Raw genomic sequence first — 12,451 nt, forward strand, 5'->3', positions numbered from 1 at the left:
CCTGCCTGTTTCGCACACAGTGCCATCAATGCCCGTTTCTGTCCTGATTTCCCGCGGTTGGCCGCTGCTGGCCCTGGCCGGCCTGGTTTCCCTGGCGCCCGACGCCCATGCGCAGCGGGTCTCGGCCCGGGACAAGGCGAAGGTGGATGCGCTGCAGCAGCGCATGACCGTCGCCGAGAAGCGCTACAGCGATGCGCTGCTGCTGGTCGCCAATGCCGACCCCAAGGGCAGCAACGAGGCCGACGCCGCGCTGGAGGACATGGAAGACGTTCTCAACGACTGCGTGAAGCAGAAGGGCTGCCAGATGGGCACGCTGCTGGCCAGCTACAAGCGCCTGCTCAAGCACGACGCCGATGCGGCGGGCAGCGATGAGGTGGCCGACGAGGGCGGTGACCGGCTGGAAGCCGACCCCGACCATATCGGCCCGCTTACCGCCGACGTGCCGGAGGCGGCCCGCGCCGCTGCGCTGCTCAACGACAAGCGGCACGCCTTCGACAGCATGGTCGAATACAACCCGGCCGTGCAGGCGGGCATCCGCCGCTGGCTGACCGACATGCGCCCGGCGCTGCTGACCAGCTACGAGAACTACCAGAACCTGCGTGCGGTGATGTGGCCGGAGTGGGAAAAGCGCGGCCTGCCCGAGGCGCTGCTGTTCGGCATCATGGCCAAGGAGTCCAACGGCCGCGTGCATGCCTCCTCGCGCGCCGGCGCCGCCGGCCTGATGCAGTTCATGCCGGCTACCGGCCGCCGCTTCGGCCTTGGCCCGGATGGCACCGGCTTCGACACCCGCTTTGACGCGCGCAGCGCCGCCGAGGCCAGCGCCAGCTATCTCAACGAGCGCCTGCGCGAACTGAACAACAACGTGGAAATGTCGGTGGCCGCCTACAACGGTGGTGAAGGCCGTGCCGCGCGCGTGTTCAAGCAGAGTGCGGGCCAGAGCTTCTGGACCGACAGTGTCTACAACCAGTTCCCCGGCGAGACCAAGGACTATGTGCCGATGGTGATCGCGGCGGCCTGGATCTTCCTGCACCCGCAGCAGTACGGCGTGGAATTCCCGAAGATCAGCGCGCAGCCGGCCACGCTGCGCCTGGCCAAGTCCACCACCATCTACGAACTGACCATCTGCCTGGGCAGCCACGGCACCCGCGATGGCTACATGCGCGCGCTGCGCAACCTCAACCCGCGCTATGAAGCCGACGGCTGGATTCCGGCCGGCACGCTGATCAACGCTACCACCCGCATCGCCGGCCTGTACCAGCGCAACTGCGTCAGCGGCCCGCGTGCCGACCTGGCCCGTACCCTGATCACCGCCGACCTGAACGCGGCGATCAAGCGCCCGGCCGCCGCCGGCTACACCGGCAGCGTGGCCGTGGGCGGCGTGGTGCCGGTGGCCGACGCCGCAGCCTCCACCAGCGTGCCGACCACCCCGGTCGCTCCGGTGGCCGCGCCGCGCCCGGCCGCACGGCCAAAGCCGCCGCGCAGCCACAAGGTGGGCCGGGGTGAAACCCTGGGCGCCATTGCCGCGAAGTTCCAGTGCGATGTGCCGACCCTGGCCCGCGCCAACGGCCTGAAGGCCCCGGCCTACAGCCTGCGCCAGGGCCAGACGCTGAAGCTGCAGGGCTGCGACAAGTAATTCCCACGACCGCTGGAATCTGCAATGGACCTCGAAGACACCCGCAACCTGTTCGCCAACCTCCGCGAAAACACCGACTGGGACATCAAGGGCCCGTTGCTGTGGGGGTACTTCTTCGTGCACTCCACCGCTGAGCCGCTGCAGGCGCTGGCAGAGCACCTGCAGGCGGAGGGCTATACCTTCGTGGAATTGTTCGAGCAGGAGCCGGAAGAGGGCGACGCGCCGTTCCACGTGCTGCATGTAGAGCGCGTGGAGATCCACGACGAAGCCTCGCTGGACCGCCGCAACCAGGAATTCGCAGCGCTGGCTGCGGAGAAGGGCGTGGAAGACTACGACGGCATGGACGTCGGTCCGGCCCCGGTCCTGCAGTAACGCGCTTCTGGCTGTAGAGCCGAGCCCATGCTCGGCTTCCTTTGCCCACAGAAATGCACGGCCGGTTGCAGCCAGTAGCCGAGCATGGGCTCGGCTCTACATGTACCTCAGCGCAGCTTCGCCAGCGCCTGGCCCAGCTGCACCGGGCTTTCAGCGGCCAGCTGCGGGGCGAACTCAGCCACGCCCGGCGGCAGCAGCACGATCACGGTCGAACCGTAGTTGAAGCGCGCCATCTCGGCGAAGCGCTCCAGCCTGATGCCCTGGCCGCGGTAGTCCTTGCGCGTGATGCGGTCGCCATAATGCGGAATTTCCTCGCCGCTCCACACGGTTTCGACGCCCGATACCAGCAACGCACCCACCATCACGCTGACCATCGGGCCGAAGCTGGTGTCGAAGTGGCAGACCAGGCGCTCGTTGCGGGCGAACAGGCGCGGCACGCCGTTCACTGCGGCCGGGCCGACGCTGAACAGGCGGCCCGGCACGTGCACGGTCTCGCGCAGGGTGCCGGTCCACGGCATGTGCACGCGGTGGTAGTCGCGCGGCGACAGGTACACGGTCGCGTACAGGCCGTCGTTGTACGGTTTGGCATCCTCGTCACTGCCCAGCAGTTCGGCGGCGGTGAACGATTGGCCCTTGGCCTGGAAGATGCGGCCGGCCTCGATCCTGCCGAGCTGGCTGATGCGGCCGTCGGCCGGCATCACCAGGCTGCGCGGATCGGCGTCGGCCACGCGCGCGCCCGGCTTCAGCGCGCGGGTGAAGAACTGGTTGAAGGTCGCATAGCTGCGCGGGTCAGGGTTGGCCGCTTCGTCCAGGTTCACGTTGAACTTGCGGGTGACCGTGTCGATCAGCCAGCGCGACACGCGCGGATCGTCCGAGTACGCCAGCGAACGCGCCATCGAAGACAGCAGGCGGTGGGGCAGGGCGTACGTCAGGGCGGTGGTGAGGCTCATGGGGCGGTTTTCTCGGTCAGCTTCTGCAGGTCGCGGGCGATCGCCGGCGCGTTGAACGGGGGGCGCACCAGGCCGGCAAGGCGGCCCTGCGGGTCGAGCACGGCCAGGCTGGCCGAATGCTCGACGGTGTAATCCTCGGGGTTCTCGTCGAAGTGCTTGCCCGGCACCTTCTGGAACACGAAACCGAGCGAGGTGGCGAAGCGCTCCAGCGACGGGATATCGGCGGTGGCGGCCAGGGTGTCCTTGTGGAAGCCGTGCGCGTATTCGCCGAGCCGGGTGGCGCTGTCACGATCCGGGTCGACCGAGATGAACAGCACGCGCGGGCGCAGGCTGTCGGGCAGGGCCTCCCACTGGTTCTGCGCGCCAGCCAGCTCGGCCAGGGTGGTCGGGCAGACGTCCGGGCAGAAGGTGAAGCCCAGGAACACCAGCGTCCAGTGGCCCTTCAGCTCGCCCGGTATCAGGCGGGTGCCGTCGGACTGGGCCAGGTTGAAGTCGGGCAGTTCGCGCGGCTGCGGGTACAGCGTGATCGCTTCGGTGGCCGGGGCATTGGCCGGCGGCTTCGGCGCAAACACCTGCTGGGCGGCCAGCAGGCCCAGGCCCGCCGCCAGGGCGATCAGCAGGATGATGCCGGCATTGCGATTGAACATGGGTGCCCCCGCGCGAAGTGGGCTCCATCATACCGGGTGAGGCCGGATCGTTTCCGCCGCAACGGATGCTGCCGCGGGCGCCAGCCCCTATAATCGGGGCCCACTTTGCCCGCAGTACCGCCATGACCGCTGAAACGGCCGCCGAACTCCACACGATCATCGATCTGATCCGCTACGGCACCAGCCGTTTCAACGAAGCCGGGCTGACCTTCGGTCACAGCTACGACAATGCGCTGGACGAGGCCACCCAGCTGGTGCTGCACAGCCTGCACCTGCCGCACGATCTGGGCCCGGCCTATGGCCAGGCGCGCCTGCTGCAGGCCGAAAAGCTGCGCGTGCTGGAACTGTTCCAGCGTCGAATCGATGAACGCATCCCGGCCGCCTACCTGACCGGTGAGGCCTGGTTCGCCGGCCTGAGCTTCAAGAGCGACAAGCGCGCGCTGGTGCCGCGTTCGCCGATCGCCGAACTGATCGAATGCGGCTTCGAGCCGTGGCTCGCCGGCCGCGATGTCAGCCGTGCGCTGGACCTGTGCACCGGTTCGGGCTGCATCGCCATCGCCATGGGCCACTACTACCCGAACTGGGAAGTGGATGGCGTCGACCTCAGTGACGAAGCACTGTCGCTGGCCGAGGAAAACAAGGAACGCCTGCAGGCGCACAACGTCACCCTGATCAAGTCGGACCTGTTCAACGGCCTGACCGGCCGCCACTACGACCTGATCGTCACCAACCCCCCGTACGTCACCAACGACGAGACCGACGCCCTGCCGCAGGAATACTCCTACGAGCCGGAGATGGGCCTGCGTGCCGGCGACGACGGCCTGGACCTGGTGCTGAAGATCCTGCGTGACGCGCCGCTGCACCTGAGCGAGGACGGCCTGCTGATCTGCGAAGTGGGCGAATCCGAGCAGCACCTGATCAAGCTGCTGCCGGAAGTCGATTTTTCCTGGATCGAGTTCAAGGTCGGCCAGATGGGCATCTTCGCGGTCGAATGCCGCGAGCTGATCGCCCACAGCGCGCGCATCACCGAACTGGCGGCGCAGCGCCCGTGAGCTCCAATTCGTTCGGCAAGCTGTTCACCGTCACCACGTTCGGCGAGTCGCACGGGCCGGCCATCGGCTGCGTGATCGATGGCTGCCCTCCGGGGCTGGCGCTGGACGCGGCCGAATTCGCCCACGACCTGCAGCGCCGTGCCACCGGCAAGAGCCGGCACACTTCCGCGCGGCGCGAGGCCGACGAGGTCGAGATCCTCTCTGGCGTGTACGAGGGCCTGACCACCGGCACCCCGATCGCGCTGCTGATCCGCAACACCGACCAGCGCAGCAAGGACTACGCCAACATCGGCCAGCAGTTCCGGCCGGGCCATGCCGACTACAGCTACTGGCACAAGTACGGCATCCGTGACCCGCGCGGTGGCGGCCGTTCCTCGGCGCGCGAAACCACCATGCGCGTAGCCGCCGGGGTGGTCGCCAAGAAGTGGCTGGCCGAGCGCTTCGGCGTGACCGTGCGCGGCTACCTGTCGCAGCTGGGCGACATCACCCCGGCCGGTTTCGACTGGTCGGCGGTGGAAGACAACCCGTTCTTCTGGCCGCACGCTGCACAGGTGCCCGAACTGGAGGCGTACATGGACGCGCTGCGCAAGTCCGGAGATTCGGTCGGTGCGCGCGTGGACGTGGTCGCCGACAACGTGCCGCCGGGCTGGGGTGAGCCGATCTACGGCAAGCTCGACGGTGAACTGGCTGCCGCGCTGATGAGCATCAACGCGGTGAAGGGCGTGGAGATCGGCGACGGTTTCGCCAGCGCCGCGCAGAAGGGCACCGAACACCGCGACCTGCTGACCCCGCAGGGCTTCGCCAGCAATCACGCGGGTGGCATCCTCGGTGGCATTTCCACCGGCCAGCCGGTGGTCGCCTCGATCGCGTTGAAGCCGACCTCCAGCCTGCGCCTGCCGGGCCCGTCGCTGGATACGTCCGGCAACGTGGTCGAGGTGGTCACCACCGGCCGCCACGACCCCTGCGTCGGCATCCGTGCCACCCCGATCGCCGAGGCGATGATGGCGATGGTGCTGATGGACCAGGCGCTGCGCCATCGCGCGCAGTGTGGCGATGTCGGCACGGTCACCCCGCGCATTCCCGGGCAGATCGATGGCTGACACGCGGCCGACCGTGTGGGTGAGCCAGCCGCTGATCGACGCGGCCATCGCGCCGCTGCGCGATCGCGTGCAGCTGCGCAGCACCGACACCGTCACCGCCTGGGCGCCGGACCAGATCACCGAACAACTGGCCAGCGCCGACGGCGCGATCATCACGCTCAACGAGCGCATCGGCGCGGCCCAGGTGGCCGGCGCCGCGCAGCTGCAGGTGATCGCCAATGTCGGGGTGGGCTACAACAACCTGGATGTGGACGCGCTCAGCGCGGCCGGCATCCTGGCCAGCAACACGCCGGACGTCCTGACCGAAACCACCGCCGATCTCGGTTTCGCCCTGCTGATGGCCACCGCGCGCCGCATTACCGAGTCCGAGCGCTGGCTGCGCGAAGGGCAGTGGCAGCAGTGGTCGTTCCAGACCATGCTCGGTGCCGATATCCACGGCAGCACGTTGGGCATCCTTGGCATGGGCCGCATCGGCCAGGGCATCGCCCGTCGCGGCGCGCACGGTTTCGGCATGAAGGTGGTGTACCACAACCGTTCGCAGCTGCCGGCGGCGACCGAGGCGGAATTGGGCGCGACCTATGTGGATCTGGATACGCTGCTGGCACAGTCCGACCACCTGCTGCTGGTGCTGCCGTACACGCCGGCCTCGCATCATCTGATCGATGCCGCCGCACTGGCGAAGATGAAGCCGTCGGCGACGCTGGTGAATATCGCCCGCGGTGGCCTGGTCGATGAGATCGCGCTGGCCGACGCGCTGGCCAACGGTCGCCTGGCTGCGGCGGGCCTGGATGTGTACGAAGGCGAGCCAACGGTACGCCCGGAACTGCTGGCGCTGCGCAACGTCGTGCTCACTCCGCATATCGGCAGCGCCTCGCTGGCCACGCGCACGGCGATGGTACAGCTGGCCGTGGATAACCTGGTTGCTGGGCTCGGCCTGGACGGCGGCCCGTCGCGCATGCCGAGCGCGATCAACGCTGATGCGGCGATGGCCGCGCGCGTGACGCTAGGCAAAAAAACCGGGAAACGATAGGGAACCTCCGCGCGCCCCGCTTGAGGAGGTTCCCCGAACCCAGCTGTCGTGCGTGTTTTTCCCCATTCCCGTTTTCGTGAGAGTTCCTCCATGAGCAATGCACAGCGCAGTTTCCACGTCGCCGTCGTCGGTGCCACCGGCGCCGTCGGCGAGACCATGTTGTCGATCCTGGCCGAGCGTGATTTCCCGGTCGGCACCCTGAGCGTTCTCGCCTCCGAGCGTTCGGCCGGCGGCGAGATCGAGTTCAATGGCCAGAAGGTCAAGGTCCAGGACCTGGCCACCTTCGATCCCACCGGCGTCGAGATCGCCCTGTTCTCGGCCGGTGGCAGCGTGTCCAAGGAATACGCACCGAAGTTCGCCGCAGCAGGCGCGGTGGTGATCGACAACTCCTCGGCCTTCCGTTACGACGATGACGTGCCGCTGGTGGTGTCCGAGGTCAACCCGGAACAGGTCGCCAACCGTCCGCGCGGCATCATCGCCAACCCGAACTGCTCGACCATGCAGATGCTGGTGGCGCTGGCACCGCTGCATCGCAAGTACGGCATCGAGCGCATCAATGTGTCCACCTACCAGTCGGTGTCCGGCGGCGGCCGCTCGGCGATGGAGGAACTGGGCAAGCAGACCGGCCAGCTGCTCAGCTTCCAGGAGATCGATCCGCAGCGTTTCCCGGTGCAGATCGCCTTCAACCTGATCCCGCACATCGATGACTTCCAGGACAACGGCTTCACCAAGGAAGAAATGAAGCTGATCTGGGAGACCCGCAAGATCCTCGGCGATGACGGCATCCTGGTGAACCCGACCGCGGTGCGCGTGCCGGTGTTCTACGGCCACTCCGAGTCGGTGGCGATCGAGACCCGAGACAAGGTCACGGTCGCCGAAGCGCGCGCGCTGCTGGAGCAGTCGCCGGGCATCGAAGTGGTGGATCGCCACGAGGCCGGTGGTTACCCGACCCCGGTCACCCACGCCTCAGGCACCGACGCGGTGTACGTCGGCCGCATCCGCGAGGACCTCTCGCACCCGCGTGGCCTGAACCTGTGGATCGTGTCGGACAACGTGCGCAAGGGCGCAGCCCTGAATGCCGTACAGCTGGCCGAGCTGGTTGCCGCCGAGCAGCGTTGATCGGCGCGGTCGCCTCACCGGGTAGTGCCGGCCGCTGGCCGGCATTGCCTCAAGGGTCTTTCCGGTGGGTGCGGACCTTGGTCCGCACGCTTTATAGTGTCGCCCATGAATAAACGGGCCAGGGGCGCAAAGCGCCCGCTCACCTATCTGTCCGCAGCGCTGCTCGCCTTGGCCAGCAGTTCGGCGCTCGCCCTGGGGTTGGGCGACATCCGCGTCCTGTCCAGGCCGGGCCAGCCCCTGCTGGCAGAAATCCCGGTCGTTTCGGCCGATCCGTCCGAGCTGGAAAACCTGCGGGTGGCCTTGGCCTCGCCGGTCACTTTCGAGCGTGTCGGCCTGCAGCGGCCGACCGGACTGGTCAGCGAACTGCAGTTCGAGCTGACCCGCGACACGCAGGGCAGAGCGGTGGTGCGGGTGACCTCGCAGGCACCGGTGGAGACGCCGTCGCTGAGCTTCCTGATCGAAGCCGACTGGGGCCAGGGCCGCCTGGTGCGCGAGTACTCGGCGCTGGTCGATGCGCCGCCCAGTGCGCTGGCCGTGGCCGAGCCGGAAATCGTCGCGCCGGCAGGCACGCTCTCCAATATGATCGTGCGCGAACCTGCACCGGCTTTGGCAACGGTGCCAGCCGCAGAGGCGCCCGCTGCGCCGCCATCTGCGGTGGCGGCTGCAGCAGCACGCCCGCGTGCGGCCTCCGCGCCGGTCGCTGCACCGGCGGCCGATGGCAGCGTCACCGTACAGCGCGGTCAGACCCTGTCGCAGATCGCCAGGGTGGTGGCGCGTGGCAACCAGGTCAGTCGCGACCGCGCGATGATCGCCCTGCTGCGTGCCAATCCCGAAGCCTTCATCCGTGGCAACGTCAACCTGCTCAAGCAGGGCGCGGTGCTGCGCATGCCGGGCAGCGATGCGCTTGCGGCGGTCGACGCCGCCGAAGCGGCGACGCTGGTGCGCGAGCACGCCGCGCAATGGCGTCAGGCGCGTACCGTGCCGCAACCGGCGGGCATGCTCGCACCGGTTGCCAGGGCGGCAGCCACGAACGCTTCTTCCCCGGCTGCGGCCAACGGGCCACGGCTTGAGATCGCTCCGGCGCTGGCGTCAGACGCCGCGCACGCGGGCACAACCACCGGCACAGCTGCCGGCAGCGAGGGCGACATGCTGGGCAACGAACAACTGCGTCAGGCGCGTGAGGACATCGCCACCCGTGATGCCGAGATCGGCGAGCTGAAGCAGCGCGTGGCCGACCTGGAGAAACTCAGGGAACAGCAGCAGTCGCTGATCGCGATGAAGGACAACGACCTGGCCGCTGCGCAGCAGCGCCTGGCGCAGGCGCCGGGTGCTCGTGATGCGGCGACACCGTGGTACTGGCTGGGGCTGCCGGTACTGCTGCTGGTGGCGGGGGCGGCCTGGCTGCTGCGTCGTCGCAAGCCGTCGCCGTTGCCTCCGCTGCGTGAGGAAGACGATGCCGCCGGCCTGGCCGCAGCGGTGCCGGCAGGTGCCGCGCTGGATGCGCTGGCCGAGCAGTCCTCGTGGTCGTCGCCTGATGCCGGCAACGGCCGCCAGGAACCGGCGATGCCTGCGTGGGCGACCGGAACCGAAGTGCACGACGTGGTGGTCGCCGAACCCACCGCTGAGCACGCGGTGCGGGCCGACCAGGAGGCCGACACGCTGCGCGACCAGGACGCGGTGGCATTGCCCGAAGCGGTGACCGATCTGCCGCGCTGGGACGATCCCGCAACCACCGGCGACGAGGTGGTCCCGGCCGAGCAGCTGCAGGACGATCGCGTTGTACCGCAGGTGCCGGCCGAAGTGGTGGTGCCCGACTACGCACTGCATGCCGAACGGCAACCGCAGTTCCGCGGGGTGTTCGATCTACCGGCCGACGCGCATGAGAACCCGTCTCCGGCGGATGCCGCAGGTCCCGAAGCCATCGACGGCATCGACCGTGTCAGCACCGAGGCTGCTCATTCCGACGACACCGCGTCGAGCGCACCCGCGCCTGCCGATGACGCGGGCTGGTCGCCACGTGCCGGCCAGGAGCGCCTGGAACTGGCCATTGCCTACCTCGATCTGGGTGACGCGCAGACGGCGCGCACCTTGTTGCTGGAAGTGGCCGAGGGCGGTGACCTGCACAGCCAGACGCAGGCCCGCGAACTGCTTGCCCGCCTGCCGTGACCGAACCCGCCGACAAGGACCCTGCCATGAGCCGCGAGCGCCGTATCGACTACGTTGAATTCGCCTCCAGCGACCCGGCCGCCAGCCGTGCCTTTTTCGAAACGGCGTTCGGCTGGTCATTCGTCGACTACGGCAGCGACTACACGGCTTTCGACGATGGCCGCCTGCAGGGCGGCTTCTTCCGTGGCCAGCCGCAGCGGGCCGACGACAGCGGTGCACCGCTGCTGGTGCTGTATGCCGACGATCTGGCTCCGGTCGAGGCCGCCGTGCGCGACGCCGGCGGCCAGATCGTACGCCCGGTGTTTTCCTTCCCCGGTGGCAGCCGCTTCCAGTTCGTCGAGCCCGGTGGCAACGAACTGGCGGTCTGGTCCGAACGCGATCCGGCCTGAGCGCCGCCCCACCCGCAACATCGAGGTAGCACATGCGTTATGCGCTTGGCGTCGAGTACGACGGCAGCGATTTCAGGGGCTGGCAGAACCTGGGCGAGGGTGGTCCCAGCGTGCAGGCCAGCCTTGAGCAGGCCTTGTCATCGGTGGCGGATGCGCCGCTGCAGGTGGTCTGCGCCGGCCGCACCGACGCCGGTGTGCACGGCCAGTGCCAGGTCGTGCATTTCGACACTGACGTGGTGCGTGACCCGCGCGCCTGGATGCTCGGCACCACCACCCGCCTGCCGCGTTCGATCGCGGTGCGCTGGTGCGTGCCGGTGGCCGATGATTTTCATGCGCGCTTCTCGGCACGTGCGCGCCGCTACCGCTATCGGCTGCTCAACCGCGAGGTGCGGCCCGCGCTGGACCGGCAGACCCTGAGCTGGGAGCGCCGCGCGCTGGACGAGACCCTGATGCACGCCGCCGGCCAGGCCCTGCTCGGCGAGAACGATTTCAGCGCGTTCCGTTCGGTGCAGTGCCAGGCGCTGCATGCCCGGCGTGAGCTGCAGTCATTGCAGGTCAGCCGCCAGGGCGAAGTGATCGAAGTCGCAGTGCGTGGCAATGCATTTCTTCATCACATGGTCCGCAATATCGTCGGATCGTTGATCCTGGTGGGCAGCGGCGAAAAACCGGTGGAATGGATCGCCGAACTGCTGGCTGGGCGCGACCGCACCGTAGCTGGTCCCACCGCACCGCCGCAGGGCCTGGTGTTCCTTGGGCCCCTGTACCCCGACAACTGGCATCTGCCCGCCGAGGTCACGCTATGAGCCGTTCCTACTACCGTACACGCATCAAGTTCTGTGGAATGACCCGCGCCGGCGATGTCCGCCTGGCCGGTGAGCTGGGCGTGGACGCGGTGGGTTTCATCTTTGCCCGCGAGAGCAGCCGCCGGGTCGCGCCTGCCGAGGCGCGCGCGATGCGCCAGGCAATCGCGCCGATGGTCGACGTGGTTGCGCTGTTCCGCAACAACAGCAAGGAAGAAGTGCGCGAGGTGCTGCGCACGGTACGACCGACGCTGCTGCAGTTCCATGGCGAGGAGGACGAGAGCTTCTGCCGCAGCTTCAACATGCCGTACCTGAAGGCGATTGCCATGGGGGGGCGCGAAGAGGTCAATGCCCGCACCCTGCAACTGCGTTATCCCAGCGCTGCCGGCTTCCTGTTCGACAGCCACGCGCCGGGTGGCGGTGGCGGCACCGGCGTGGCGTTCGACTGGGGCCGCGTCCCGACCGGATTGCATCGGCCGTTCCTGCTGGCCGGTGGCCTGAACCCGGAAAACGTCTACGACGCCGTGCTGGCGACGCTGCCGTGGGGCGTGGACGTCTCCAGCGGTATCGAACTGGAGCCGGGCATCAAGGACGGTTACAAGATGCGCACCTTCGTCGAGGAAGTGCGGCGCGCCGATTGCACCGTCCTGGAGTGATCCGCGTCACCTGAGGGGCGCCGGGATGTCATCGTCGACGGTGAGCCTTGCAGCAGACCCTCAACCAGGGACTGTCCGCCGACGGCATCGTCGGTCGCCACACCGCTGCCGCCCTGGCGGCGGGGCGTGTGCAGGGTCATGAACCCGCAGCGGCTGTGCCCAAAGGGCCGTCGCTCAACGATGCATCGCATCCGGACCACGCACTGCACAACGCGGTCCGCAGCAAGCTTCCCAGCGTGTTTTCCGAAGAGGCTGCGGCCAATATCACCCTGCATGCAAAGCAGAACGGTATCGACGCGGCCCACAAGCTGCAGAGCATCACGGTGCAGGATGGCAAGCCGTTCGTGATGGGCACGACGCCGGGCTTCCGCACCGCTGTCGATCTGGCCCAGGCGCCGCCGTCGCTGGAGCAGACCAGTGCCAAGCTGCTGGCAGATCCGTCGCACCAGCAGCAGGTGCATGAGGAGCAGCAGCGGGTCGCGATGGGCGGTCGCTGAGGCCTGCATTGCCGGCTCCGGGAGGTGGATGCCGCCCGGG

The 12,451-nt window shown here is 68.2% G+C and carries 12 protein-coding genes and 1 pseudogene; 11 read left to right on the forward strand and 2 right to left on the reverse strand.

The genetic code is table 11. The features are described from left to right. Nucleotides 1-28: 28 nt before the first annotated feature. Complete coding sequence (locus tag O0J15_RS02080; RefSeq protein ID WP_021203406.1) at nucleotides 29-1,633, forward strand: transglycosylase SLT domain-containing protein; 1,605 nt, start codon at nucleotides 29-31, stop codon at nucleotides 1,631-1,633. A 24-nt stretch (nucleotides 1,634-1,657) separates the two neighbouring features. Continuing rightward, a complete protein-coding gene (locus O0J15_RS02085) occupies nucleotides 1,658-2,005 on the forward strand; it encodes a ribonuclease E inhibitor RraB (protein WP_019660608.1) in 348 nt (115 codons plus the stop codon). Nucleotides 2,006-2,112: 107 nt separating this feature from the next. Here the strand turns inward: O0J15_RS02085 and asd are convergent, their stop codons facing one another. After that, nucleotides 2,113-2,955, reverse strand: a complete 843-nt coding sequence (gene asd / locus O0J15_RS02090) for an archaetidylserine decarboxylase (protein WP_021203408.1) — start codon at nucleotides 2,953-2,955, stop codon at nucleotides 2,113-2,115. Further along, the gene (locus O0J15_RS02095) at nucleotides 2,952-3,602 is read right to left on the reverse strand and encodes an SCO family protein (RefSeq protein ID WP_021203409.1); all 651 of its coding nucleotides are present in this window, start codon (nucleotides 3,600-3,602) and stop codon (nucleotides 2,952-2,954) included. The genes asd and O0J15_RS02095 overlap by 4 nt, the downstream gene beginning before the upstream one ends. A 122-nt stretch (nucleotides 3,603-3,724) precedes the next feature. Here O0J15_RS02095 and prmB point away from each other — a divergent pair, with 122 nt between their 5' ends. From prmB to O0J15_RS02140, 9 genes and pseudogenes are all read left to right on the forward strand, one after another. Beyond that, nucleotides 3,725-4,654 carry a 50S ribosomal protein L3 N(5)-glutamine methyltransferase gene (gene prmB, locus O0J15_RS02100; protein WP_021203410.1) on the forward strand — a complete coding sequence of 310 codons (930 nt, stop codon included), beginning with the start codon at nucleotides 3,725-3,727 and terminating at the stop codon, nucleotides 4,652-4,654. Further along, a complete protein-coding gene (gene aroC, locus O0J15_RS02105; RefSeq protein WP_164144884.1) occupies nucleotides 4,651-5,754 on the forward strand; it encodes a chorismate synthase in 1,104 nt (367 codons plus the stop codon). The genes prmB and aroC overlap by 4 nt, the downstream gene beginning before the upstream one ends. Further along, a complete protein-coding gene (locus O0J15_RS02110) occupies nucleotides 5,747-6,784 on the forward strand; it encodes a D-glycerate dehydrogenase (protein WP_308305002.1) in 1,038 nt (345 codons plus the stop codon). The genes aroC and O0J15_RS02110 overlap by 8 nt, the downstream gene beginning before the upstream one ends. Before the next feature lie 90 nt (nucleotides 6,785-6,874). Beyond that, entirely contained in the window at nucleotides 6,875-7,903 is a 1,029-nt protein-coding gene (locus O0J15_RS02115; RefSeq protein ID WP_134734795.1) for an aspartate-semialdehyde dehydrogenase, read from the forward strand. Between the two features lie 105 nt (nucleotides 7,904-8,008). Beyond that, on the forward strand, nucleotides 8,009-10,069 hold the full coding sequence (locus tag O0J15_RS02120) for a FimV/HubP family polar landmark protein (RefSeq protein WP_308305003.1): 2,061 nt from the start codon (nucleotides 8,009-8,011) through the stop codon (nucleotides 10,067-10,069). Between the two features lie 26 nt (nucleotides 10,070-10,095). After that, nucleotides 10,096-10,458: a VOC family protein gene (locus O0J15_RS02125; protein WP_021203413.1), complete on the forward strand. Its 363-nt coding sequence runs from the start codon at nucleotides 10,096-10,098 to the stop codon at nucleotides 10,456-10,458. A 32-nt stretch (nucleotides 10,459-10,490) separates the two neighbouring features. Next, nucleotides 10,491-11,261: a tRNA pseudouridine(38-40) synthase TruA gene (gene truA, locus O0J15_RS02130; protein ID WP_019660599.1), complete on the forward strand. Its 771-nt coding sequence runs from the start codon at nucleotides 10,491-10,493 to the stop codon at nucleotides 11,259-11,261. Then, nucleotides 11,258-11,914 carry a phosphoribosylanthranilate isomerase gene (locus tag O0J15_RS02135; RefSeq protein ID WP_019660598.1) on the forward strand — a complete coding sequence of 219 codons (657 nt, stop codon included), beginning with the start codon at nucleotides 11,258-11,260 and terminating at the stop codon, nucleotides 11,912-11,914. Before truA ends, O0J15_RS02135 begins: the two co-directional genes overlap by 4 nt. A 68-nt stretch (nucleotides 11,915-11,982) precedes the next feature. Continuing rightward, a pseudogene (locus O0J15_RS02140) lies at nucleotides 11,983-12,411 on the forward strand (peptidoglycan-binding protein); the annotation flags it as partial. Between the last annotated feature and the right edge of the window lie 40 nt (nucleotides 12,412-12,451).

The sequence above is a fragment of the Stenotrophomonas sp. Sm10 genome (assembly GCF_030985515.1).
Taxonomy (GTDB): Bacteria; Pseudomonadota; Gammaproteobacteria; order Xanthomonadales; family Xanthomonadaceae; genus Stenotrophomonas; species Stenotrophomonas hibiscicola.

Bases quoted from the DNA above. Each gene is read 5' to 3' on its own strand.
- O0J15_RS02080 (WP_021203406.1), top strand. From the start codon at position 29: ATGCCCGTTTCTGTCCTGATTTCCCGCGGTTGGCCGCTGCTGGCCCTG.
- O0J15_RS02085 (WP_019660608.1), top strand. From the start codon at position 1,658: ATGGACCTCGAAGACACCCGCAACCTGTTCGCCAACCTCCGCGAAAAC.
- asd (WP_021203408.1), bottom strand. From the start codon at position 2,955: ATGAGCCTCACCACCGCCCTGACGTACGCCCTGCCCCACCGCCTGCTG.
- O0J15_RS02095 (WP_021203409.1), bottom strand. From the start codon at position 3,602: ATGTTCAATCGCAATGCCGGCATCATCCTGCTGATCGCCCTGGCGGCG.
- prmB (WP_021203410.1), top strand. From the start codon at position 3,725: ATGACCGCTGAAACGGCCGCCGAACTCCACACGATCATCGATCTGATC.
- O0J15_RS02110 (WP_308305002.1), top strand. From the start codon at position 5,747: ATGGCTGACACGCGGCCGACCGTGTGGGTGAGCCAGCCGCTGATCGAC.
- O0J15_RS02115 (WP_134734795.1), top strand. From the start codon at position 6,875: ATGAGCAATGCACAGCGCAGTTTCCACGTCGCCGTCGTCGGTGCCACC.
- O0J15_RS02120 (WP_308305003.1), top strand. From the start codon at position 8,009: ATGAATAAACGGGCCAGGGGCGCAAAGCGCCCGCTCACCTATCTGTCC.
- O0J15_RS02125 (WP_021203413.1), top strand. From the start codon at position 10,096: ATGAGCCGCGAGCGCCGTATCGACTACGTTGAATTCGCCTCCAGCGAC.
- truA (WP_019660599.1), top strand. From the start codon at position 10,491: ATGCGTTATGCGCTTGGCGTCGAGTACGACGGCAGCGATTTCAGGGGC.
- O0J15_RS02135 (WP_019660598.1), top strand. From the start codon at position 11,258: ATGAGCCGTTCCTACTACCGTACACGCATCAAGTTCTGTGGAATGACC.